Below are 21,652 nucleotides of genomic sequence, written 5' to 3'. Positions count from 1 at the left end.
AGTACCAAATGACCGTCAGCGTAACCGACCTGCAATACGTCGCCCTCGCGGTACCCGATCTCGCCGCCGAGCGAGAGTTCTTCGGCGAGAAGTGGGGCCTGGTCGAAGTCGCTGAGCGGGATGGCAGCGCCTACTTCGCGGCCGAAGGCATGCCGCATCCTTACGTGCTGGTGCTGCGCGAGGATGCCGAGCGCAAGACCGATCTGATCGGCTTCTCGGCCGCTTCACGCGACGACGTGCTGGCTCTTTTCGCGCAGGTAAAGGCGGCCGGGGCGAAGATCATTTCCGAGCCCGCTCCGGCCACGGGCCCCGCGGGCGGCTTTGCCTTCCGCTTCTTTGACCCCGACGGCCGCGCCATGGAGGTGATCTGCGACACCACGCCACGCGCGTTCCGCAAGCTCGACAAGGGTGAGGCGATCCCGATCGGGATCAGCCACGTGGTGTTTCATTCGCCGAACCACAGAGGCCTTGCCGAATTCTACGAGAAGGCGCTCGGCTTCCGGCTGTCCGACTGGATCGGCGACTTCATGGTCTTCCTGCGCTGCAACTCGGCGCACCACCGCGTCGCGATCCTTCCAGGGCCGCCGGCACTCAACCACATCGCCTTCGACGTGAGCTCGGTCGACGAACTGATGCGCGGGCTCGCCCGCATGCACGAGAACGGGATCAAGCTGAGTTGGGGGCCGGGTCGGCACACCGCCGGGAACAACACCTTCAGTTACTTCATCACGCCCAACGGCAACGCGGTCGAGTACACCTCGGACCTAGAGGAAGTCGACGAGGACACCTGGCAGCCACAGACCTACCAGCCGGGACCGAGCACGATCGACCAGTGGGGCACCGGCCGCATCATCACGGGGAACGTGCCGCATGCGGAGATGACTCCGGACAAGGGCTTGTGGCAGGTCCCGGCCTGACGGCCGGCGCGTGAGAGGACTGAACCAATGATCGACAAGGCCCTTGTGGTCGGCGGCGGCGTCGGCGGAATGAGCGCGGCTCTCGCGCTCGCGCGGCAGGGCGTGGAGGTCGAGCTTGTAGATGCCGACCCGCACTGGCGCGCCTATGGCGCCGGGATCAGCGTGACTGGTCTTTCGCTGCGCGCCTTCGACGATCTCGGGATTCTCGAAGAGGTGCGGGGAAGAGGCTTCGTCGGTGGTGGCATCCGACTGCGCACGGCCGATGGCAGCGTCATCATGGAATCGCCACCAATCCCCGACACCGCGCCACCCATTGCGCGCAGTGGCGGGATCATGCGCCCTGCCCTGCACGAGATCATGTCGCGCAAGGTGCGCGACGCAGGGATTCGCGTGACCCTTGGCGCCGAGATCACCTCCGTTGAACAATACGCGGCCGGTGCGCACGTCGGCTTCCCCGACGGTAGGCGCGAAAGCTACGACTTGGTGGTCGCCGCCGACGGCATCTTCTCGCAGCTACGCCGGCAGACGTTCCCAGATGCGTCCGCACCGCAGTTTACCGGACAGGGCTGCTGGCGGATCGTCGCGCAAAGACCGCCGGAAGTCGATCGTCCGGAAATGTTTCTCGGCGGCCCGGTCAAGCTGGGCTTCAATCCGATTTCCGACGACCGGATGTACGCTTTCATCCTCGAGCATGTACCCGACAACCCGTGGTTCGCGCCCGAAGAGCAATTGGACCACGTAGCCGGCCTACTGGCCCCGTTCGGCGGCTACGTGCCACAGGTCCGCGCCGCCCTTGGATCGGATTCCCTGGTCAATTACCGCCCTCTGGAGTGGTTGCTGCTGCCCGCCCCGTGGCATCGGGGCCGCGTCGTCCTGATCGGCGACGCAGTTCACGCAACGACGCCTCACATGGCTTCGGGAGCGGGCATGGCGGTAGAGGATGGGTTGGTCCTGGCAGAGGAAATCGCGCGTCACGACGATCTCGAGACGGCGCTCACCGCTTTCACCGCGCGGCGTTTCGAGCGTGCGCGGATGGTCGTGGAGAATTCGGTTCGCGTCGGGGAGATCGAGATGTCCGGCGGCGACCAGCGCGACGCTAACGCCATGCTGGGCAGCACGATGCAAAAGCTTCACGAGCCTTACTGAGAGGGCGCATGACCTACGGACTTGCCACTATTTCCTTGAACGACACGGAGCAGGTGGTGCTCGTTTCTGGCGAGCGCTTCGCACCGCTGTCGCGCTGGGGCGAAGAGCGCGATCTACCGGCATTGCTAAGCGATTGGCAGGCGGTCTCGGCGCAACTCGGTGCGTGGGCCGCGGATGACGGCGCTTTTGCCGCCGGCGGCGATCTCGCCGCGGCGGACGTCCGCATGCCCTACCGGCCGGGGCAGGTCTTCTGCACCGGGGCGAACTACAAGAAGCACGTCGTGGGCCTGATCATGGGCGATCCGTCGATGCGGACCAGCGAGCACGACGATGTCGATCCCGCCGAACTCAAGGTACGGGTTGAGGCGATGATGGACGCTCGCGCCAAAGCCCTGCCGTTTGCCTTCCTGAAACTCCCCGCCTGCGTGATCGGTCCACGTGACGAGGTGATCCTGCCGTACGACGTCGAAAAGCCCGACTGGGAACTTGAGCTGGGCGTCGTGATCGGTCGCCGCGCTCACCGCGTGAGCGAGGCAGAGGCTATGGAGTTCGTCGCCGGTTTCGCAGTGGTCAATGACGTTACCGCGCGCGAACTGATCTTCCGCCGCGACGGATCGGCAATTGGAGCCGACTGGCTCTCGGGCAAGAGCTTCCCGACCTTTCTGCCATTTGGGCCGATGATCGTGCCGAGAAACTGCGTCGCCGATCCTTATGATCTGGCGATGAAATTGTCGGTCAACGGCAAGGTCTATCAAGACGAGACGACCGCCGACATGATGGCCTCGATCGAACGGCAGATTGCCTACCTTTCGAGCCGTGTGGTGCTTGAGCCCGGCGACCTGATCTGCACCGGCTCGCCCTATGGCAACGGTTCGGCCTTCGGCGTCTTTCTCAAGCCGGGCGACGTGATGGAAGCGACGATTTCGGGTCTGGGGACACAGCGCAACGTGTGCGTGGCCGAAAAGCCCTAACGCTTGCGCACGCCATCCGTGACCAGGCGGACGACGAAATCCTCGTAACGCTTGGCGAGGTCGTCCTTGCTGGTGCCCGGCGGTACGAGCAGCTCGATAAGCGGGGCGCCGGATACGAAAAAGTCGCTGATGCCGACCACCGCAAGGTACATGAAGAACGGATCGAACTCGCACAGCTCGCCCTTATCGTCGAACTCGAGGATGCGGGCATAATTGGCGACTGGGTTCCTGTTCCATTCGCGCATCTTTTCGCGAACTTCGGGCGAGGACGCGGAATCCAGTTCCTCGATCATCAGCCGCTGCATGTGCTTGGCCGAGCGCGTGAAGCGGAACGTGCCGCGGATCATGTCTTCGAGTAGAACGAGAGGGTCGCCAGGCGGTAGCGGTCGGTTGGACTCCTCGCCGATCTGCTTGGCGACCTCGAACAGCAGGTTCTCGCGGTTGCCGAAGTAGTAGCGCACCAAGGCAGGATCCGCGTTCGCCTTGCGAGCTATGGCGGTGCTTGTCACCTGAGCGGGGGGAAGCTCCTGCAACAGCGCGCGCGCCGCGTCGATCAAGGCCTCACGCCCCACGCCCGCCGCTGACGCCGTCGGACGGCCCTTGCCCCGCGAGGCGAGCTTCGCCGCTGATTTTACTGGCTGGCCCTGGCCTTTTCCCATCGGCGCGGTGCTACTCGCTGCGCAGCGCGGCTACAACCATTTCGGAGAGATAGAATATTCTTGTCGACCGGAAATAAGTGAGTAGTGTTACCGCCAGGGAGAGAACGCAAGATGGCAAATTGGCCTTTCCGGCAGGGCGTGCACGAGATCGCCGACGGGACTTACGGTTACATCCAGCCCGACGGTACCTGGGGATGGTCGAATGCGGGCCTGGTAACCTCGGCGGGCCAGACCCTGTTGATCGATACCTTGATGAGTGTTCCCCTGACGCGCGACATGCTTGCTGCGTTTGCCCGGGTTCCGGGCGGCGAGCGGATCGACATGGTCATGAACACCCATGCCAATCCCGATCACTTCTTCGGCAACGGCGTGGTCGAAGGGGCCGAGATCATCGCAACCGCCAAGACCCGTCACGAGATGGAAGGGTTCAACCCGCAAGCACTCGCCAATCTGTCGGCCAACTGGGAGAACATGGGCGAAGCGGGCGAATTCCTGTTTGAGACCATGGGCCGCTATTTCGATTTCAGCGGAGTGGACGAACTGGCCCTGCCGACACGCACGTTCGAGAATGCGATGACGCTCAAGGTCGGAGACAAGACTGTCGAGCTGACCGATCTGGGTCCGGCCCACACCGAATCCGATACGATCGCCCACGTCCTCGAAGATCGCACGGTCTTTACCGGTGATCTGATGTTCAACGAGGGGCATCCGATCGTATGGGCCGGACCGTTCGATAACTGGATCGCTGCCTGCGATCACATCATCGCACTCGATCCCAAAGTCGTCGTTCCGGGGCATGGGCCCATCTGCGATGTCGAGAACGTGCGCACGATGAAGGGCTATTTCGAGCACTTGCGCCGCGAGGCACGCGGTCGGTTCGAAGCCGGGATGGATTGGCGCGAAGCGGCGCGCGACATCCCGATAAAGGAATATGCCCACTGGACCGATAGCGAACGCGTCGTGGCCAATGTCTTCTCGCTCTACAAGGGCTGGGATCCGGACCTGCCGCATGCCCCACCGCCGGTCCTGTTCGCGGAGATGAACCGCTACCGGAAAGAGCATCACGCCAAGCACGGATGCGGTCATGCCCACTGAGCTCAATGCCACGCACGATCCCGCGCGCCGGAGCTGGGTCGATAGCGCCAACGCCGAGGGCACCGACTTTCCGATCCAGAACCTGCCGTTCGGAGTGTTCGACGACGGCAAGGGCGCGCGCGGTGGCGTGGCGTTGGGCGACCAGATCGTCGACCTGACGGCGCTGCTCAGAGCAAACACGATCTCGGGACCGGCCGCCGAAGCTGCCTGCGGCGAGAGCCTGCTTCCGCTGTTCGCCTGTGCGCGTCAGGATGTCTCGGCGCTGCGGGCGGCACTGTCCGACGTCTATAGGATGGGCGGAGCGGGCGACCAAAGGGCCGCCGAGGCCGCGCTCGTACCGATGAGCGGCGCCAAACTCCTGATGCCGGCCAAGCCGACGGCGTTCACCGACTTCTGCACCTCGGCGGATCACATCCTGCGTATGGCTGCTAATGGCGGCCGCCCGCCGATGCCTGCCTGGGCCACCCTTCCGGTCGCATACAACGGCCGCGCCAGTTCGGTTGCCGTTTCGGGCACGCCTGTAGTGCGGCCTGTCGGACAGGTTGTGCCACCCGGCACTAGCGAGATGGTCGTGGCGGCCGAGCCGATGCTCGACTTCGAACTCGAGTTCGGCGCCTGGCTAGGCGGGCCGGTAAACGCGCTGGCCGAAACGGTCGGCATGGCCCGTGCCGAAGAGATTCTGTTCGGCTGCTGCCTGGTCAACGACTGGTCGGCCCGCGCCATCCAGTTCTACGAGATGTTGCTCGGCCCGCACCTAGGCAAGAGCTTCCTGACGACGATCTCGCCGTGGGTGGTGACGATGGAGGCACTCGCTCCGTTCCGGGTGGCCGGTCGTGGCCGCACTGGGGACGAGCCGGACGTGCCCGCTTATCTGAACGATCCTTTCGACCGTCAGGCAGGTGGGCTGAACGTCGAACTCACTGCCGAGCTCGATACTGGCAACGGTCCGCACACGATCGTGCAAACCAACGTGGCCGAATTGTTCTGGACGCTCGCGCAAATGGTCACCCATCAGGCTTCGGGCGGCGCCCCGCTCGATGTTGGCGACTTAATTGCCACCGGAACCGTCTCCGGCGCGGCCGACGAGGCGCGCGCCTGCCTGGTCGAGATCACCAAGCTGGGTAAGGAATGCCTGATTCTGCCCGACGGCACGGAGCGCGTCATGCTCGAGGACGGCGATACCCTGACTCTGCGGGCCAAGGCGGTTGCAGAAGGGTATGTGCCCATTGGGTTCGGCCCCTGCGCCGGGACGATCGCTCCCGCGAGGACCGCGGCGTGAGCGTCGAGGTCTTCACCTGCGGCGACCGCAAGCCAATCCCGGTCAAGGCGCGCGGCAAGCACCTCGTGGTCGACATCCACTGCCATCTCGGCATTCCGGCCGCCGACGCCATCGTGCAAGCCAAGTATCCAGGCCCGCCGCCGGGGATCAACGATTTCACAAGTGCCAAGACCTCGGAAGTGAACCGCGCGCAGTTCGCCCAGATGGGCCGCACGCTCAACACGCTCGACACGCGCCTCGCCGACATGGACCGGCTAGGGATCGACGTTCAGGCAATCTCACCCAGCCCGGGTCAGTATTTCTACTTCACCGACCCCGAGACCGGACGCGATGCCGCGCGCGTCGTGAACGACGGCATGGCCGCCGCTGTCGCCCAGCACCCCGACCGCCTGATCGGCATGGGCTCCGTGCCCCTGCAAAATGCCGAAATGGCAGTGGCCGAGATGCGCCGGTGCGTGAAGGATCTCGACCTGCGCGGAATCGAGATCAGTTCCAACGTCAACGGCAAGGACTTCCACGCCGAGGATCTGCGCCCCTTCTGGGCCGCCGCAGAGGAACTCGGCGTGCTGATCTTCATCCATCCGTTGGGATTCACCCACGCGGCGCGGATGAGCGAGTATTACTTCAACAACCTCATCGGCAATCCGCTCGAATCCACGCTCGCGATCGGCCACCTAATCTTCGGCGGCGTGCTCGACGCCTACCCCGGGCTGAAGATCTGTGTCGCCCACGGCGGAGGTTACATGCCTGGCTACTGGGGTCGCATGGACCACGGCTGGCGCGCACGCGCTGATTGTTCCGAACACTGCCGGCACGAACCTTCGAGCTATCTGCGCAAGCTGTGGCTCGACACGCTGGTGTTTGACAAGGACCAGCTCGACAGTCTCGTGCGTACACATGGCGCCGACCGGCTGTGCCTCGGTACCGACTACCCCTTCGACATGTCCGAACCTGACCCGGTCGGATTTCACGACCGGTTATCGGAAGAGGACAAGGCGGGCATCTTGGGCCTAAATGCAGCGGGGCTGCTTGGTCTGGAACGCGTGGATTGAGCGATCCGCTCGGCCCGATGTTTCGAATGCCGGTCGGGTTTGGCCCGGCCCCCGGGCCGCGCAACCTACCAGCCTCGCAGCGTCACCGCCGTTTCGACAAGAAGGCAACCTCGCTCGTCCTTTCGGCCGTCACCGATGCCGAGCCCTTGGCCGCACTCCTTCCTGACCGGATGACGCTGGTCGGCGAACCGAGGCTGGAAATCGTCGTGACCGTGTTGAGTGATATCGGCTGGCTCGCCGGGCGAGGCTACAACATCGTCATGGTCCGCATTCCCGCGCGCTGGAATGGCGAGCAGCAGCTCACGGGCCACTTCGTGCCGGTTGTCTGGGAGAACATGGCCGATCCGATCCTCACGGGGCGCGAGGAGCTCGGATGGCCGAAGATCTTTGCCGATATCCCGCAGCCTTATGACACTGGTTCAGGCCTGACAGGTTCGGCACGATGGGGCGGCTTCGAATTTCTACAGTTCGGAGCCGAGAACTTAGAGCCGATCGCACCGCCGGCGTCGGCCGCGGCTCCGATGATCTTCCGCAAATACATCCCGCGAACCGGCGAATGGGGCACCGCGGAGATCGACCAGATGACCGCCGTTGAACCCGGCCCACCAGTGCCGGAGATCCGGTCCTGCCAACTGGGCTCAGGCCGCTTTTCCTTTGCCAGCGCGAGGTGGGAAGACATGCCGACACAATATCCGATCGTGAACGTCCTGGCCGCGCTGCCGCTGCACGACTTCGGACCGGCCGTGCGCCTCAAGACGTCCGGCGGATCAGACGTCAGCGAGCAGAGGATCCTGCGATGAACCGCACCCGGCGCATCGTTACCGGTCACGCACCTGACGGGCGTTCGGTCATTGTGTCAGATGCGCCGGTGCCGCTCGTCAGGGACCTTCCCGGCGCCCGCTTCGACGAGGTATGGTCAACGACCGCAGCGTCCGAACCGCTCGACCTCATCCCCAATGGCGAGCCTGTCTCCGGCTACACTTCGATTGGACCCGCCGGACGCGGTGGCAGCATCATTCGCGTGATCGATTTCCAGCCCGCCAGAGCCGGCGGCGTGCGCAGCCCGATGCACAGGACCCGCACTATCGACTACGGCATCGTACTCGAGGGAGAGGTCGTGCTGATCCTCAGCGACAGCGAGACGACCCTGCGCAAGGGCGACGTGGTTGTTCAGCGGGGGACCGATCACGCGTGGGAAAACCGGTCCGGCGAAGTAGCGAGGGTGGTCTTCGTGCTGATCGACGCCGCGTTTGCCGAGCCGTTGGCGCAGATCGTAGATACAGCGGCGATCATCCCATGAACGAGGACGCCCCCTCGGTATCCCGGCGCACCGCCGTCTGGGTGCTCTTCCTGCTGTTCCTCGCCAACATCCTCAATGCAGGCGACCGTGGGTTGCTCGGCCTGGTGACCGAGCAGGTTCGCGGCGAACTCTCGTTGTCGGACACTCAAATATCGCTTGCCAACGGGTTGTTCTTCACAGTGTTCAACCTCGTCGGTGGCCTGTTTCTGGCGCGGTTGATCGACAGGGGCAACCGTACGCGAATTCTCGCTTTCGGCATCGCGGGGTGGTCGATCGCCACCGCCGCGACCGGGTTGGCGACCGACTTCGCGACCCTCGCCATCGCCCGGATCGGGGTCGGTATCGGCGAGGCGACGGCCTTCCCGGCCGCGATGTCTTTGATCCCCGATCTGTTCCGCGCCCAGGCGCGGGGGCGTGCGGTGGCGGTATTCCAGTCGAGCGCCTTCATCGGCATCGTCGGAGGCGCGATCGCTGCGGGCGTGCTCGCGGCTGCGATCGGCTGGCGGGCGATGTTCTTCTGGGCAGGCGCCGTTGGCGTCGTGCTTGCTCTTATCATGCTCGCCACAGCAACGGAGCCGGCGCGGGGGAAGGATGCACAGCCAGCCGCTCCGTCCGGGACCTTCGCCGACTTGTCGCAAGGCCTGCAACGTCTTTGGCACTCGCCAGGGCTCGCACGCCTTGTGGTCGGTTACGGCATCGCCGGAATGCTGACCTCGGTCCTCGCAGCCTGGGGCCCCGCCTTCCTGCAACGCTCGCACGATGTTCCGCTGGCACAAGTCGGTGTGGCTATCGGTCCCGCAGTCGGGATCGGGGGAATCACGGGAACGCTCTTTGCCGGGTTCCTCGCCGACGCGGTCCGTCGGCGTACGGGTTCGGCCGCTGCGACGCTGTGGCTCCCCATCGTCACACTGCCGCTCTCGGTGCCTTGCGTGCTCGGCTTTGCCTTCCTGCCTTCCCTGTCCCTCGCAATGGCCAGCGCAGCTCTGATGAACTTCCTGCTCGCCTGTGCAATCATCCCAAGCATCAACTTCGCAGTCGACGCCGCAGCCCCTGGCGATCGCGGGCTAACCGCTACAGTGATGCTCGCAGCTGCTGGGCTCATCGGCAGCACCCTCGGACCATTCATCGTCGGGGTTCTCAGCGACTACCTCAACCCCACCCTGGGCGAGGAAAGCCTGCGCTATGGGATCGCGGCCATGGCGGTAGCGCCGCTCATTGGAACAGCCTTCATCGTCGCGGCAAGGGTTTCGACCGTGCGAGCGCAAGCTGAATCACTTGCGAGTGCGACGATTAATTCCTAGGAGAGGGAATAACTGCGGAGGTCGTCCGCGATCTGAACTTGGGGAGAGACGAAATGCGTGACGTTTTCTACGGATTGTCACTCGCTGCTGCAGGTCTCGCGACATCCGTTGTCGCGCCCACCGCCATGGCCCAAGATGCCACGGCTGCGCATTATTCGGTGACCGAGACAAAGGTCGGCAAGCTGCTCGATGATCCGGCAGCAGCAGAAATTCTCAAGCGCCTTATCCCCAAGTCCTTCGCCAACGAGATGTTCCAGACCCTTGGTCGCGACCTCACACTGGCGGCTATCCAGCAATACGAGCCGGAGGAACTGAACGACGCCAATCTGGCAAAGATTCAGGCCGAGTTTGACAAGATTCCGGCTAAATAAGCCAAGGCCAGGCCCGGGCCTTTTTTCGAGGTCAGCGACGCGGTCGTCTGCTTGTAGCGCGATCTATTTGCGGCAGGTGAAGCTGTTGGCACTGTTGGGATCTCCGCCTTCGTAGCGCGCGACGAGCGGATGCGGGCACAGGGGCCTCGAAACGCCCGGAAAGGCCTCCCCGACTGCCACAATGCGGTCAGGCGCACGTCCTTGCTCCACCCAGTCGACGATCGCGTCGAGCATTTCGAACTTGTCGTTCGCCTCGCCCCCGCCGCAGTGAAGCATTCCAGGAATGCCGAAGAAGCGAACGGCTTCCCGGCCAGGCTCTCCGGTCGCGGCAACCATGTCCTCATACCAGCGCACGATGTGCGGTGTTGCAATGCCCTGGTCTGACATCCCGTTGTACACGATCATCTTGCCCGACTGGGCGAAGGTCGACAGGAACGGGCTGTCCGCGTCACCGATCCCGCCCTGGTAGCGGATCCTCCGCAACAGATCCTCGATGTCGTAGGGCGCCAGTGGATCCCATGCGGCGTCAGGCGGAGTGAGCTGCAGATTCCGGAACTGGCCCAGCCCTAGTATCGAATCCGCAGAGTTCGGCTGACCGGTTTCCGATGTGCCGAGACGCATCCCGCGCCACGCGGTCGACGCTATCCCGGTGTCGTAAGTGAACGGGCCATAGAGATGCTGTCCCGCGGCATCGCGAGGACCCGCCATCAGTTCTTCCAACACACCGACCTGACCGCTCGTCAGGCATTGGTCTGTCTTGCCCCCCGCGCACGTCAGCTCCATTGGCCGGAAGCCGCAACGCTGCCAGTCGTTGATCATGCCGTCCTTGAGGCCATCCAGTCCGTCGCACTGGTCGAGCACCGTCTGGCGGACCAGCGCGAGGTCGGATTGCGAGAATGCCTTGGCGTAGATCGGTCGGCCCGCATCGTCCCGCGGGGCGATGCGCGCGATCACCTGCATGTTCCAGACTTCGCCGAGTGCCAGTCGCGAAAAGCTCATCGCAGGATCACCGGCCACAATACCGTCGAACTCCCTCGGCAGACGCTGCGAGGCCATGAGCGCTTGCCGCCCTCCGTTCGAGCAACCGATGAAGTAGGACTTCGTGGCCGGTGTACCGTAAAACGCCGCGAGCAGAGCCTTCGCTTCGCGCGTCACTTGGGCGAGGCCGTTGTACGCGTAATCAATGCGTGCCTGCTGATCGAGACCGAAGCTTGCGTCGACCGGCGAACCCTTGTGCCCCGCATCCGTGGAAACGACGGCAAATCCGCGCATCAAGGCCGGCGGGCCAGCAGAATTGGGCACCGTGCCAATGGCGGGGCTGACAATGCCATCGAGCCCGGCGCCACCTTGGAACATGAAGCGTCCCGACCAATCCAGGGGCAGGCGAAGCTCGAAGCCAATCCCGAACTCGCGCCCTCCTACGCCAGTGCGCGGACCGATCGTCGCCTTTACGAGGCAATGCGCCGGCAGGATCCTGTCACTGGCGTTGGGCACAGGACCGGCTTCAACCCACTCCGCACTCTGGAAAACCAAGTCAGCGCGAGCCAGCCGCGCCAGTGACGCGCACCTCTCCTTCGCTCCTGGTTCAACCCGAGCGAGCGACGGACTTGCACCAGGTACGGCGACGGCATTTGCCGAAAGCGCCAACCCCGTTGCGAGCAAGAACCCCCTTGATCGCCTCATTCGTTGGATCCCCCCCTTGGGTTAATTCTCCATCGCGTTGCGCGTGTCCTCAAGCGCCAGATCGACGAGCGTCCGCATGGCTGCTTCGGCGGCATCGGGATCGCCCGCTGCAATCGCATCGCTGACGCGCGCGTGGTCGGGAACCGGATCGCGCGGCAGGGCGCGGGTTCGCTGCTTGAATTGGGTGGTCCAGTTTACGGCCGCGCCAACGCTGGCACTGAGCGTGATCAAGGCATCGTTGTGCGTCGCGCGGAGGAGCGCATCGTGGAAGTCGCGGTCGGCCGCTCTTCCGGCCTCCGTGGCGAGTGTGTGGCGGCGCATGCCGGCGAGCGCGTCGCGCAGCGCTTTGATGTCGTCCTTCTCGCGACGCGCGGCGGCAAGGCGCGCCGCAGCCGGTTCGACGATCGCGCGCAATTCGAACAGATCGCGGATGAAGGCCGCGTCCGGCTCGCCTGAAAAGGCCCACGCGAGCACGTCGGGATCAAGCAAGTTCCACCTGTTGCGTGGCAGCACTCGCGTTCCAGCCTTGGTGCGGCTTTCGACGAGCCCCTTGGCCGTCAGCACCTGAACCGCCTCGCGATAGGCGCTGCGGGATACGTCCAGGGCTTCGGCATTGGCCACTTCGGGGGTCAGTCGTTCGCCGGGGCGGATGGCACCGCTTACAATGGCCGTCCCAAGGTAATGCGCGATAGCTCCACGGAGCCGGCGGCCGGTGCTACGCTCCGAGCGGCGCTCATCCTGATCCTGAGGCTCGATTGGCAATTCCCCGGTATCCAACGACGTCCGCCCCCAACGGTTGCAGCCCGACTGATTAGGCGCGCGGCGTACTCCTTGCAAATTCGCGAGCGCCGCGCTGATTTCCCTTGCATTATGTCAGACTAATTCCACGATCGGTAGATAGGTTAGGGGAGGTTTCGAATGCTCACGCTGCTTCAGCATCGAGCGCCTGATAGTGTTCGCCGGGTTATCGCCGCACGAGAGGGTGAAGCACACTTCGTCGCAGGGTTCGCCGATGTGCGCAGCTTAGCTGCCGAGGCTATCGCGCGCGGTATCGGCCTTGCGGAAATGGTCGACGCTGCAGGGACCGAGGGCTCGGTCGATCCGGCTGATGAGCTTGCTGCCGGTCGCCTGATGGCACCGATCGATCATGCCGACGAGGCACATCTGCTGCTTACCGGAACCGGCCTAACCCATCTTGGATCCGCCGAGGGCCGCGACAAGATGCACCGCGCGGCCGCAGCCGGCGAGACTCTCACCGACTCCATGCGGATGTTTCTCGAGGGACTGGAGGGCGGCAAGCCGGCTCCGGGCCAGGTCGGCCAACAGCCGGAGTGGTTCTACAAAGGCAACGGTACGCATGTCGTCGGGCCGGGCGCGCCTCTGAGGATGCCCAGCTTCGCCAGAGACGGCGGCGAGGAACCCGAGCTCGCCGGAATCTACCTCATCGGCTCCGACGGCACGCCGTTCCGCCTCGGGTTCTGCATCGCCAACGAGTTCAGCGACCATCTGACAGAGCGCCACAACTATCTCTGGCTGGCCCACTCAAAGCTTCGGCCGGCTGCGCTCGGCCCGGAGCTGCTGGTAGGAGAGCTTCCGGCAGATGTGCGCGGTACCAGCCGGATCCGGCGCGGTGATGCGGTGATCTGGGAGAAGCCGTTCCTATCGGGCGAGGCGAACATGTCGCACACGATCGCCAACCTTGAGCATCATCACTTCAAGTATCCGATGTTCCGCCGGCCCGGAGACATCCACGTCCATTTCTTCGGCACCGCAACGCTCTCGTTCAGCGAGGGCATCCAGACCCAGCCAGGCGATGTGTTCGAAATCGAGGCAGCGCCCTTCGCGCTGCCGTTGCGCAATCCGCTTGCGATCGCGGGGCCGACCGACGTTTCGGTACGGAGCCTGTGACGATGGAACCCATTCGACTGGCCATCGTCGGCCTCGGCAAGATTGCTCGTGACCAGCATCTCCCGGCGATCATGAAAAATGGGGACTTCGCTCTCGTGGCCACGGCCAGTGCCGACGGCGCTTCGGTTGTAGGCGTTCCGGCGTTCGATAACCTCGAAGCGCTGCTCGCCTCCGAGATGGGCCTCGACGCCGTGGCGATTTGCACCCCCCCGCAAATCCGCGGCAAGCTAGCGGCGACCGCACTTCATCACGGGGTGTACGTCCTTCTGGAGAAGCCGCCAGCCGTCAACCTTTCGGAGGCTGAATGGCTTGCTGATCTGGCACGAAGCAAAGGCGCCACCGTATTCGCTGGCTGGCATTCGCGTTTCGCGGCAGGTGTCGCCACCGCTCGCGCCTGGCTCGCGAACCGCCAGGTCTTGGGCGCCACCATCGTCTGGCGCGAAGACGTGCGTACTTGGCACCCTGGGCAAGACTGGATCTGGCGGGCGGGTGGGTTTGGCGTATTCGATCCGGGGATCAACGCACTGTCGATCGCCACTCACATCCTCCCGCAGCCGCTCGATTTGACCGATGCGGAGCTAGAATTCCCCGCTAACCGCGACGCTCCCATCGCGGCCCGGCTATCGCTGCAGGACGCTGCGGGAGCCGGGATTGCGGTTGACCTGGACTGGCGGCAGACCGGCCCGCAGACTTGGGACATCCGGATCGACACGGACGCTGGCCCGCTCAAGCTGTCCGAAGGCGGCGCGAAGCTGAGCCTTCCGTCCGAGTTGCACCAAGGCAAGAACGGGGAATATCCGGCGCTCTACGCCCGCTTTTCGGACTTGGTTCGAAACGGTGAGAGTGAGTTCGACACCGATCCTCTCCGCCTCGTCGCCGACGCGTTCCTGCGCGGGCGAACGATCCGCACCGATCCCTTCTTCGATTAAGAGAAGCGCGGGCGGCGCGCCAACGCCACGCCACCCGGCTCCGCAGTTACTGTTCGATCGCGAGCATCGCCACCGACTTCGCGGGAAGCTCGATCGTCAATGTGCCGCCGTTCGCCCGCGCGGAGAACGGTCTCGGCACCACCGTGTTCGGCGCTGCAAAGGTGTTCACCGAGTTGACTTGCGGCGCGGTCAACACCGTGCCCGAAGCACCGCGAGCTGCGACGCCCGGGACTTCGACCTCAATGCTCGCTTGCCGGTTCGGATCGAGATTCACCAGCGACAACCACAGCTTTCCATCATTCGCCCGAACCGCGACCACATCGACATGCGGCAGCACTACCGTGCCTTGGCGATACTCACCTGCGTTGAACGACACTGGCAGGAGAGTGGCGTCCTGGAACGGCAGGTACATCTGGTGGATGTAATAGGTGGGGGTGAGCAGCATTTTCTCACCATCGGTCAGGATCATCGCCTGCAACACGTTGACCATCTGCGCGATGTTTGCCCCGCGGACCCGGTCGGCATGGCGCGCGAAGATATTGAAGTTGAGCGCCGCGATCATCGCGTCGCGCAGCGAGTTCTGCTGCTGCAGGAAGCCTTCCTGCGTGCCCGGCAGCTTCGCCAGCCACACGCCCCACTCGTCGACAATTAGCCCAACTTTCTTCTCGGGATCGTACTTGTCCATGATCGCCGAATGCGTCTTGAGGTGGTCTTCCATCCGCAGGGTCGCTTGGGTCAGCTCCGCGTACTCCTGTTCGCCGAAATTCACGCTGTCGTAGGCCGGCGGCCATCGAACCACGGTGTAGGAATGGAGCGAGAGGCCTTCGATGTCCCAGCTCCAGTCCTTCTCGCTCCAGGCCTTCATCACCCCCTCGGTGTAGGCCGGATCGCCATCGCTTGGACCGACGGCGATGCGCTGCATGGTATTGGGAGCGGCTTGTTGGTTCGGGTGGAAGCTGCGCACGAAACGGGCGTAGGGTTTCAGCTGATCGGTGTAGTACTGCGGGCGCATATTGCCGCCGCAGCCCCAGCTCTCGTTGCCGATGCCGAGGAACTTGACCGTCCACGGCTCGCGCTGGCCGTTTGCCGCGCGCTCTTGCCCAGCGGTGGTGCGGTCATCGGCCGTTATGTAGGCGATCCAATCCGACGCTTCCTTGATTGTACCTGAGCCGACGTTGACCGAGACGTAGGCATCCGCGCCAATTTGGTTGGCGAAATCGAAGAACTCGTGCGTACCGAACGCGTTGTTCTCGGTCGCGCCGCCCCAGTTCCAGTTCACCGAGACCCCGCGCTTTGCCGGATCGCCGATGCCGTCTCGCCAATGGTATTCGTCGGCGAAGCAGCCGCCGGGCCACCTCACGTTCGGTACGTGGATTGCGCGCAGTGCAGCGACAACGTCGCTGCGAATTCCGCGCACGTTGGGGATCGTCGAATCCGGACCGACCCAGACACCGCCGTAGATCCCGGTACCGAGATGTTCGGCGAACTGGCCGAAGATGTTGCGGTCGATCTTCGCGCCTTGCTTCGCGGCGTCGATCGTAATCGTTGTGGCATTGTCCGAGCGTTGCGCCGCAGCTGGCGTGCCCAGGATCGACAGGGCTATGACTGCGCCGGCCAGGAACCTCTTCTTCACTGTACTCTCCCCTTTCTCAAACCGGTCAGTGGCTGTCGCGCGGAAGGCCGCGCGTCTGGGCGATCCGCTGATATTGTTCGCTGCCTTCGAGGATCGCCCCGCCCTCCATCTGGCCCACCAGCGCACGCTGGATTTCCTGCCAGGGGGTCTGCGCCGCCGGGAAGCCGTACCCGCCGTCATCTTCGAGTTCCGCCCGACGTCGCGCGAGCTCTTCATCGGAGACCAGCATGTTCGCGGTCCCCGCCTTCAAATCGATGCGCACCCGATCGCCATCCTGAAGTAGCGCAAGCCCACCCATCGCCGCCGCCTCTGGCGAGGCGTTGAGGATCGAAGGGCTGCCACTTGTGCCCGATTGGCGTCCATCGCCGAGGCACGGCAGGCTGTGCACGCCCTGCGCGAGCAGATAGCTCGGCGGCCGCATGTTCACGACCTCGGCTGAACCGGGGTAGCCGATGGGTCCGGCCCCGCGCATGATCAGTAGCGTCTCGGTCGTGATCCCCAGCGCCGGATCGTCGATGCGGGTGTGATAATCCTCGGGCCCGTCGAACACTGCCACCGGGCCTTCGAAGGCGTCGGGGTCGTCAGGGTTCGAGAGATAGCGAGCGCGGAATTCAGGCGAGATCACACTCGTCTTCATGATTGCCGAGTCGAACAGGTTCCCCCGCAGCACCAGGAAACCGGCGGCCTCCTTCAGCGGATTGTCGATGGGGCGGATCACCTGATCGTCTTCGATCGCAGCGTTGCGGCAGTTGTCGCCGATGCTGTGTCCGTTGGCGGTCAACGCCCCCTCGTGGATCAAGTCGCGCCGCATGAGCTGATTGACCACGGCAGGCACCCCGCCGGCCCGGTAGTAGTCTTCGCCGAGGAATTCGCCGGCAGGCTGGAGATTGACGAGCAGTGGCACGTCGTGGCCGACCTCCTGCCAATCGCTGATGGGCAGGTCGACCCCGATGTGCCGGGCGATCGCGGCCAGGTGGATCGGGGCGTTGGTCGACCCTCCGATCGCCGAGTTGACCCGGATCGCGTTGTGGAAAGCCTCGCGCGTCAGCAGATCCGACGGCTTGAGGTCTTCGTCGACCATTTCGACAATGCGCTTGCCAGTGCGATAGGCGACCTCCTGCCGGTCGCGATAGGGCGCGGGGATGGCCGCGGAGCCGGGCAGCGACATCCCAAGGGCTTCGGTCAGGCTGTTCATCGTCGTCGCCGTGCCCATCGTGTTGCAATAGCCAGTCGACGGGGCGGACGAGGCAACGAGGCGGATGAACTCCTCGGCGTCGATTTCCCCGGCCGCGAGTTGCTCGCGCGCTTGCCACACGATCGTACCCGACCCTGTTCGCTGGCCGCGATGCCAGCCGTTGAGCATCGGCCCCACCGACAGCGCTATGGCGGGAATGTTGACTGTCGCAGCCGCCATCAGGCACGCTGGCGTGGTCTTGTCGCATCCAATGGTCAGCACCACACCGTCGATAGGGTAGCCGTAGAGCACCTCGACAAGCGCCAGGTAGGCGAGGTTGCGATCAAGGCCGGCGGTCGGGCGCTTGCCGGTCTCCTGGATCGGATGCACCGGGAACTCGATTGCAATCCCCCCAGCTTCGCGGATGCCCTCGCGCACGCGCTCCGCCAGAACCAGGTGGTGCCGGTTGCAGGGACTCAGGTCGGATCCGGTCTGCGCGATGCCGATGATCGGACGGCCCGAGCGCAACTCCTCAAGGCTCAGCCCGAAGTTGAGATAGCGCTCGAGGTAGAGCGCCGTCATGTCGACGTTGTCGAGATTGTCGAACCAGGCGCGGGAGCGCAGCTCTTTGCGGTCGGTCATTGATCAGCGCGCAACCGACAGACGGTAGATCATGACATGCCGGTACGGCTTTCCGGGATCCACGCGCGCGGAAGCAAAGTTCGGACGGTTGGGCGCGTCGGGAAACTTCTGCGGTTCGAGCGCAATCCCGTCACCCATCCGGTAAACACGCCCGCTCCGACCGACGATGGTACCGTCGAGAAAATTGCCGGAGTAGAACTGCAGGCCGGCCTCCGTACTCAGAACTTCGAGTACGCGTCCGGATACTGGGTCTTCCAGCCGTGCGGCTAGTTCGGGGCGCGCAGTTTGTCCCTTGTCGAGCGCGAAATTGTGATCGTAGCCGCGGCCGACCACGATCTGGGGATCGCGCCCATCGCGCAGGCCCGCAGCGACGAGCCGGGGGGATCGGAAATCGAACACCGTGCCAGCTACTGGCCTTAACTCCCCGGTGGGAATCAGCTTGTCGTCGACCGGGGTGTAGACAGTGGCGGGAATGGTCAGGACTTGCCGGGAGGTCCCCTCGGGCGCGCCGTCTCCGGCCATCGTGAACAGCGCGTGGTTGGTCATGTTCACGATCGTCGGCCTGTCTGCCTTGGCGTCGTACGAGATCGTCAGGTCGCCCGCGTCGTCGAGCGAATAGGTGACGGTTACATCGAGTTTGCCCGGATAGCCCTGGTCCCCGTCCGGACTGGTCAGGCCTAGAACTACTTTCGCGGTGGGCCCGCTCGACACCGACACGATCCGCCAGTTCCGCTTGTCGAAGCCCGCCGTCCCACCGTGGAGCGAATTGGCCTTGTCGTTCTGGGTCAATTGATAGGCACGGCCGTCGAGGCTGAAGCGCCCTCCCGCGATCCTGTTGGCGTAGCGGCCGACGGTGACGCCAAAGTAGTTCGGCCTGGCCTCGTATTCGGCGACCGTGTCGTAACCGAGAGTCACCTCCGCGCGCGTGCCGTCGCGGCCTGGCGCGATCAGCGACTGCAGCGTGGCGCCGTAAGTGATCACCCGCGCCTCGATGCCGCGCGAGTTCCTGAGCCTAACCGCTTCGACAGCAGTGCCGTCGGCCAATTTCCCGGCCTGCTCGCGTACCGCCTCGGCGGCCTGGGCGGGTGTGGCCAGCACACCGAACGCCGCCACCAGCAACATGGCCCTCATGACTAGCTCCCCCGATCGCGCTTCAAGATTGACGTTGTTGGGTTAGAAATATAGTCCGACAAAAAAAGGGCAAGCGATTTGCCGACATGGAGGGGATGAATGGCGCTTTCACCGATTGGGGGAGCCGTGCCGGCCGGCGACGTTTCGGCGTCTCAAACTTATCGGTCCGCGCTGACGCTGCTTGCCAGCCTGTTCTTCATGTGGGGCTTCATCACGGTCATCAACAACACGCTGTTGCCGCACCTGCGCAGTGTGTTCGACCTGAACTACACCCAGACCACGCTGATCGAGAGCGTATGGTTCATCGCCTATTTCGTCGCTTCGATCCCCTCGGCCAAGCTGATCGAGCGGATCGGGTACAAACGGTCGATCGTGGTCGGCTTGCTGGCCATGGCCGCAGGTGCGCTGATGATGGTCCCGGCGGCGCGAATTCCATCCTACGGAGTGGTGCTGGCCGCCCTGTTCGTGATCGCCAGCGGCATCACCCTGCTCCAGGTTGCCGCCAACCCCTACGTCGCGGTAGTGGGGCCGCCCGAAACCGCGTCCTCGCGGCTCAACTTCGTTCAGGCGTTCAACTCGCTCGGCACCACGCTGGCTCCGCTGTTTGGCGGCTATCTGATCCTTGGCCGTTCCAAAGGAGGCACGTCCGAAGCGGGAGTAACCCTCACGGCCGCTGAACGCCTTGCCGACGCGCAATCGGTCGTCCTGCCCTACATCATCGTGGCGGTAGTGCTCGTGATACTGGCGATCGTTATCGCGCGCTTCCCCCTACCTTCGATGGGTCAAGCGACCCGCCGCGCCAGCCGCGAGGCGCGCAAGGGCCTGTCGCTGTGGAGCCACCGCAACCTGGTGCTCGGAGTGCCTGCGATCTTCATCTACCTGATCGCCGAGATCGGCGTCTCCAACCTGTTCATCAACTTCATCAGCCAGCCGCACATCGGCAACCTTACCCACCAACAGGCGTCGAACTATCTGTTCCTGCTGTGGGGCGGGATGATGGTCGGCCGCTTCCTTGGCAGCTTGCTGATGCAGAAGGCCGACGCTGCGGGAGTGCTCGCCGCATTCGCGATGGGCGCCTTTGGAGTGATGCTGGTAGCCACGTTTGCGCAAGGCCCCACGGCGATGTGGGCCCTGATCTCGGTCGGGTTCTTCCACTCGATCATGTTCCCGACCATCTTCACCCTCGCGATCAAGGGACTCGGCCCGCTGACCGAGGAGGGCTCGGGCTTGCTGATCATGGCGATTGCGGGCGGCGCTCTGGTGGTGGTCCAGGGTTGGCTTGCCGACCGCTACGGTCTCCAACTCTCGTTCCTGCTCACCGCAGCGTGCGAGCTCTACGTGCTGTTCTACGCGCTGTGGGGTTCCAAGCCGACCGGAGAGCAGCTTCCCGCGATGCCCGCCCATGCCGTATTGTCCGACTAAAGAAGCAAAAGGAGGTCCCGGGTAATGAGAGCAAGGGGTTGGGGCATCGCAATTGCGCTCGCGGTCCTAGCAAGCACTGGGGCTGCCATTGGCCAGACTGGGACGAATGCGGCCCCAGGATCGAACCCGATCATCCGCGACAAGTTCACCGCGGACCCCGCCCCGCTCGTCGTCGGCGACCGTCTCTATCTCTATGTCGGGCACGACGAGGCGCAGCGCGACGAGATGTTCAACATGCGCGAATGGCTCGTCTATTCGACCACCGACATGAAGACATGGACCGATCACGGTCCAATCATGCGGGTGACCGACTTCAAGTGGGCCAAGCAGGATGCCTGGGCTTCGCAGGCGATCGAGAAGGACGGCCGGTTCTGGTTCTACGCCGCGGTTGAGCATGACGACACCCACCCGGGGAAGGCTATAGCCGTCGCTGTATCGGACAGTCCCACGGGTCCGTTCGTCGACGCGAAGGGCTCCGCGCTGATCACCAACGAGATGACCCCGAAAGGCACGCACAGCTGGGAGGATATCGACCCGACGGTGTTCACCGACGACGACGGCACGACCTGGATCGCCTGGGGCAATCGCCAAGCCTACATCGCCCGACTCAAGCCCAACATGATCGAACTCGACGGACCGATTACCGAAATCACCCCGCCCCATTTTGAGGAAGGGCCGTGGCTGCACAAGCGCGGCGGCCTCTACTATCTGACTTACGCCTCGCTCGACCGTTCGCAGCATCGCGACGAGAAGGTGTCCTATTCAACCGCCCCTTCAATCCGGGGCCCATGGACCTACCGCGGCGAGCTGACCGGGTCCGGCAAGTACAGCTTCACGATCCATCCCGGCATCGTGGAGTACAAGGGCAACTGGTACTTGTTCCTGCACAATGCCGAGCTGACTATCGGTGACCAGAATGGGTCGATCGGCCGACGCGCAGTTACCGTCGAGCACCTCGAATACAACGCCGACGGGACAATGAAGCCGGTCGTTCAAACCGACGCAGGCGTTTCCCTGCCACCCTCCTCGTAGTCGCACG

The 21,652-nt window shown here is 64.1% G+C and carries 20 protein-coding genes; 14 read left to right on the top strand and 6 right to left on the bottom strand.

The annotated features are described in order from the left end of the window. Window positions 1-8: 8 nt before the first annotated feature. Genes ASD76_RS00660 through ASD76_RS00650 form a run of 3 tightly spaced genes read left to right on the top strand, consistent with a single transcriptional unit; the run spans window position 9 to window position 3,034 of the window. Window positions 9-917: a VOC family protein gene (locus tag ASD76_RS00660; RefSeq protein WP_055917021.1), complete on the top strand. Its 909-nt coding sequence runs from the start codon at window positions 9-11 to the stop codon at window positions 915-917. 27 nt (window positions 918-944) lie between these two features. Next, complete coding sequence (locus ASD76_RS00655; protein ID WP_055917018.1) at window positions 945-2,063, top strand: FAD-dependent oxidoreductase; 1,119 nt, start codon at window positions 945-947, stop codon at window positions 2,061-2,063. An 8-nt stretch (window positions 2,064-2,071) separates the two neighbouring features. After that, window positions 2,072-3,034: a fumarylacetoacetate hydrolase family protein gene (locus ASD76_RS00650; RefSeq protein WP_055917015.1), complete on the top strand. Its 963-nt coding sequence runs from the start codon at window positions 2,072-2,074 to the stop codon at window positions 3,032-3,034. On the opposite strand, the gene ASD76_RS00645 is transcribed toward ASD76_RS00650, so the two are convergent. Further along, the gene (locus tag ASD76_RS00645) at window positions 3,031-3,693 is read right to left on the bottom strand and encodes a TetR/AcrR family transcriptional regulator (RefSeq protein WP_055917012.1); all 663 of its coding nucleotides are present in this window, start codon (window positions 3,691-3,693) and stop codon (window positions 3,031-3,033) included. The two genes, ASD76_RS00650 and ASD76_RS00645, sit on opposite strands and share 4 nt — an antisense overlap. Window positions 3,694-3,804: 111 nt before the next feature. Here ASD76_RS00645 and ASD76_RS00640 point away from each other — a divergent pair, with 111 nt between their 5' ends. From ASD76_RS00640 to ASD76_RS00610, 7 genes are read left to right on the top strand one after another with little or no spacing between them, the layout of a single operon-like run. Further along, window positions 3,805-4,788: an MBL fold metallo-hydrolase gene (locus tag ASD76_RS00640; protein WP_055917010.1), complete on the top strand. Its 984-nt coding sequence runs from the start codon at window positions 3,805-3,807 to the stop codon at window positions 4,786-4,788. Then, window positions 4,778-6,067: a fumarylacetoacetate hydrolase family protein gene (locus tag ASD76_RS00635; RefSeq protein ID WP_055917007.1), complete on the top strand. Its 1,290-nt coding sequence runs from the start codon at window positions 4,778-4,780 to the stop codon at window positions 6,065-6,067. The genes ASD76_RS00640 and ASD76_RS00635 overlap by 11 nt, the downstream gene beginning before the upstream one ends. After that, on the top strand, window positions 6,064-7,119 hold the full coding sequence (locus ASD76_RS00630) for an amidohydrolase family protein (protein ID WP_082553536.1): 1,056 nt from the start codon (window positions 6,064-6,066) through the stop codon (window positions 7,117-7,119). Before ASD76_RS00635 ends, ASD76_RS00630 begins: the two co-directional genes overlap by 4 nt. Beyond that, window positions 7,116-7,919 (top strand): acetoacetate decarboxylase family protein, encoded by an 804-nt coding sequence (locus ASD76_RS00625; protein ID WP_055917003.1) that lies wholly within the window; start codon window positions 7,116-7,118, stop codon window positions 7,917-7,919. Before ASD76_RS00630 ends, ASD76_RS00625 begins: the two co-directional genes overlap by 4 nt. Beyond that, window positions 7,916-8,419, top strand: coding sequence for a cupin domain-containing protein (locus ASD76_RS00620; RefSeq protein ID WP_055917000.1), 504 nt, complete (start codon window positions 7,916-7,918; stop codon window positions 8,417-8,419). Before ASD76_RS00625 ends, ASD76_RS00620 begins: the two co-directional genes overlap by 4 nt. Beyond that, entirely contained in the window at window positions 8,416-9,720 is a 1,305-nt protein-coding gene (locus ASD76_RS00615; RefSeq protein ID WP_055916997.1) for an MFS transporter, read from the top strand. The genes ASD76_RS00620 and ASD76_RS00615 overlap by 4 nt, the downstream gene beginning before the upstream one ends. Before the next feature lie 53 nt (window positions 9,721-9,773). After that, the gene (locus tag ASD76_RS00610) at window positions 9,774-10,091 is read left to right on the top strand and encodes a hypothetical protein (protein WP_156457490.1); all 318 of its coding nucleotides are present in this window, start codon (window positions 9,774-9,776) and stop codon (window positions 10,089-10,091) included. A gap of 63 nt (window positions 10,092-10,154) precedes the next feature. On the opposite strand, the gene ASD76_RS00605 is transcribed toward ASD76_RS00610, so the two are convergent. Further along, the gene (locus ASD76_RS00605) at window positions 10,155-11,585 is read right to left on the bottom strand and encodes a tannase/feruloyl esterase family alpha/beta hydrolase (protein ID WP_055916991.1); all 1,431 of its coding nucleotides are present in this window, start codon (window positions 11,583-11,585) and stop codon (window positions 10,155-10,157) included. Between the two features lie 210 nt (window positions 11,586-11,795). Continuing rightward, the gene (locus ASD76_RS00600) at window positions 11,796-12,536 is read right to left on the bottom strand and encodes a FadR/GntR family transcriptional regulator (RefSeq protein ID WP_055922739.1); all 741 of its coding nucleotides are present in this window, start codon (window positions 12,534-12,536) and stop codon (window positions 11,796-11,798) included. A gap of 156 nt (window positions 12,537-12,692) precedes the next feature. On the opposite strand from ASD76_RS00600, the gene araD1 reads away from it, so the two are divergent. Then, window positions 12,693-13,682 (top strand): AraD1 family protein, encoded by a 990-nt coding sequence (araD1, locus tag ASD76_RS00595; protein ID WP_055916988.1) that lies wholly within the window; start codon window positions 12,693-12,695, stop codon window positions 13,680-13,682. A 2-nt stretch (window positions 13,683-13,684) separates the two neighbouring features. Continuing rightward, a complete protein-coding gene (locus tag ASD76_RS00590) occupies window positions 13,685-14,611 on the top strand; it encodes a Gfo/Idh/MocA family protein (protein WP_055916986.1) in 927 nt (308 codons plus the stop codon). A gap of 46 nt (window positions 14,612-14,657) precedes the next feature. On the opposite strand, the gene ASD76_RS00585 is transcribed toward ASD76_RS00590, so the two are convergent. From ASD76_RS00585 to ASD76_RS00575, 3 genes are read right to left on the bottom strand one after another with little or no spacing between them, the layout of a single operon-like run. After that, window positions 14,658-16,244, bottom strand: coding sequence for an alpha-N-arabinofuranosidase (locus tag ASD76_RS00585; RefSeq protein ID WP_055916983.1), 1,587 nt, complete (start codon window positions 16,242-16,244; stop codon window positions 14,658-14,660). A gap of 25 nt (window positions 16,245-16,269) precedes the next feature. After that, window positions 16,270-18,060 carry an IlvD/Edd family dehydratase gene (locus ASD76_RS00580; RefSeq protein ID WP_055916980.1) on the bottom strand — a complete coding sequence of 597 codons (1,791 nt, stop codon included), beginning with the start codon at window positions 18,058-18,060 and terminating at the stop codon, window positions 16,270-16,272. Between the two features lie 3 nt (window positions 18,061-18,063). After that, the gene (locus ASD76_RS00575; protein WP_055916977.1) at window positions 18,064-19,191 is read right to left on the bottom strand and encodes an aldose epimerase family protein; all 1,128 of its coding nucleotides are present in this window, start codon (window positions 19,189-19,191) and stop codon (window positions 18,064-18,066) included. Window positions 19,192-19,290: 99 nt separating this feature from the next. On the opposite strand from ASD76_RS00575, the gene ASD76_RS00570 reads away from it, so the two are divergent. Together ASD76_RS00570 and ASD76_RS00565 are read left to right on the top strand one after the other, a co-directional pair. After that, entirely contained in the window at window positions 19,291-20,613 is a 1,323-nt protein-coding gene (locus tag ASD76_RS00570) for a sugar MFS transporter (RefSeq protein ID WP_082553533.1), read from the top strand. 24 nt (window positions 20,614-20,637) lie between these two features. Next, window positions 20,638-21,645: a glycoside hydrolase family 43 protein gene (locus ASD76_RS00565; protein ID WP_055916974.1), complete on the top strand. Its 1,008-nt coding sequence runs from the start codon at window positions 20,638-20,640 to the stop codon at window positions 21,643-21,645. The last annotated feature ends 7 nt before the right edge of the window (window positions 21,646-21,652 follow it).

It is taken from the genome of Altererythrobacter sp. Root672 (genome assembly GCF_001427865.1).
Lineage (GTDB): Bacteria > Pseudomonadota > Alphaproteobacteria > Sphingomonadales > Sphingomonadaceae > Croceibacterium_A.
This window is presented reverse-complemented; position numbering and strand designations above follow the sequence as displayed.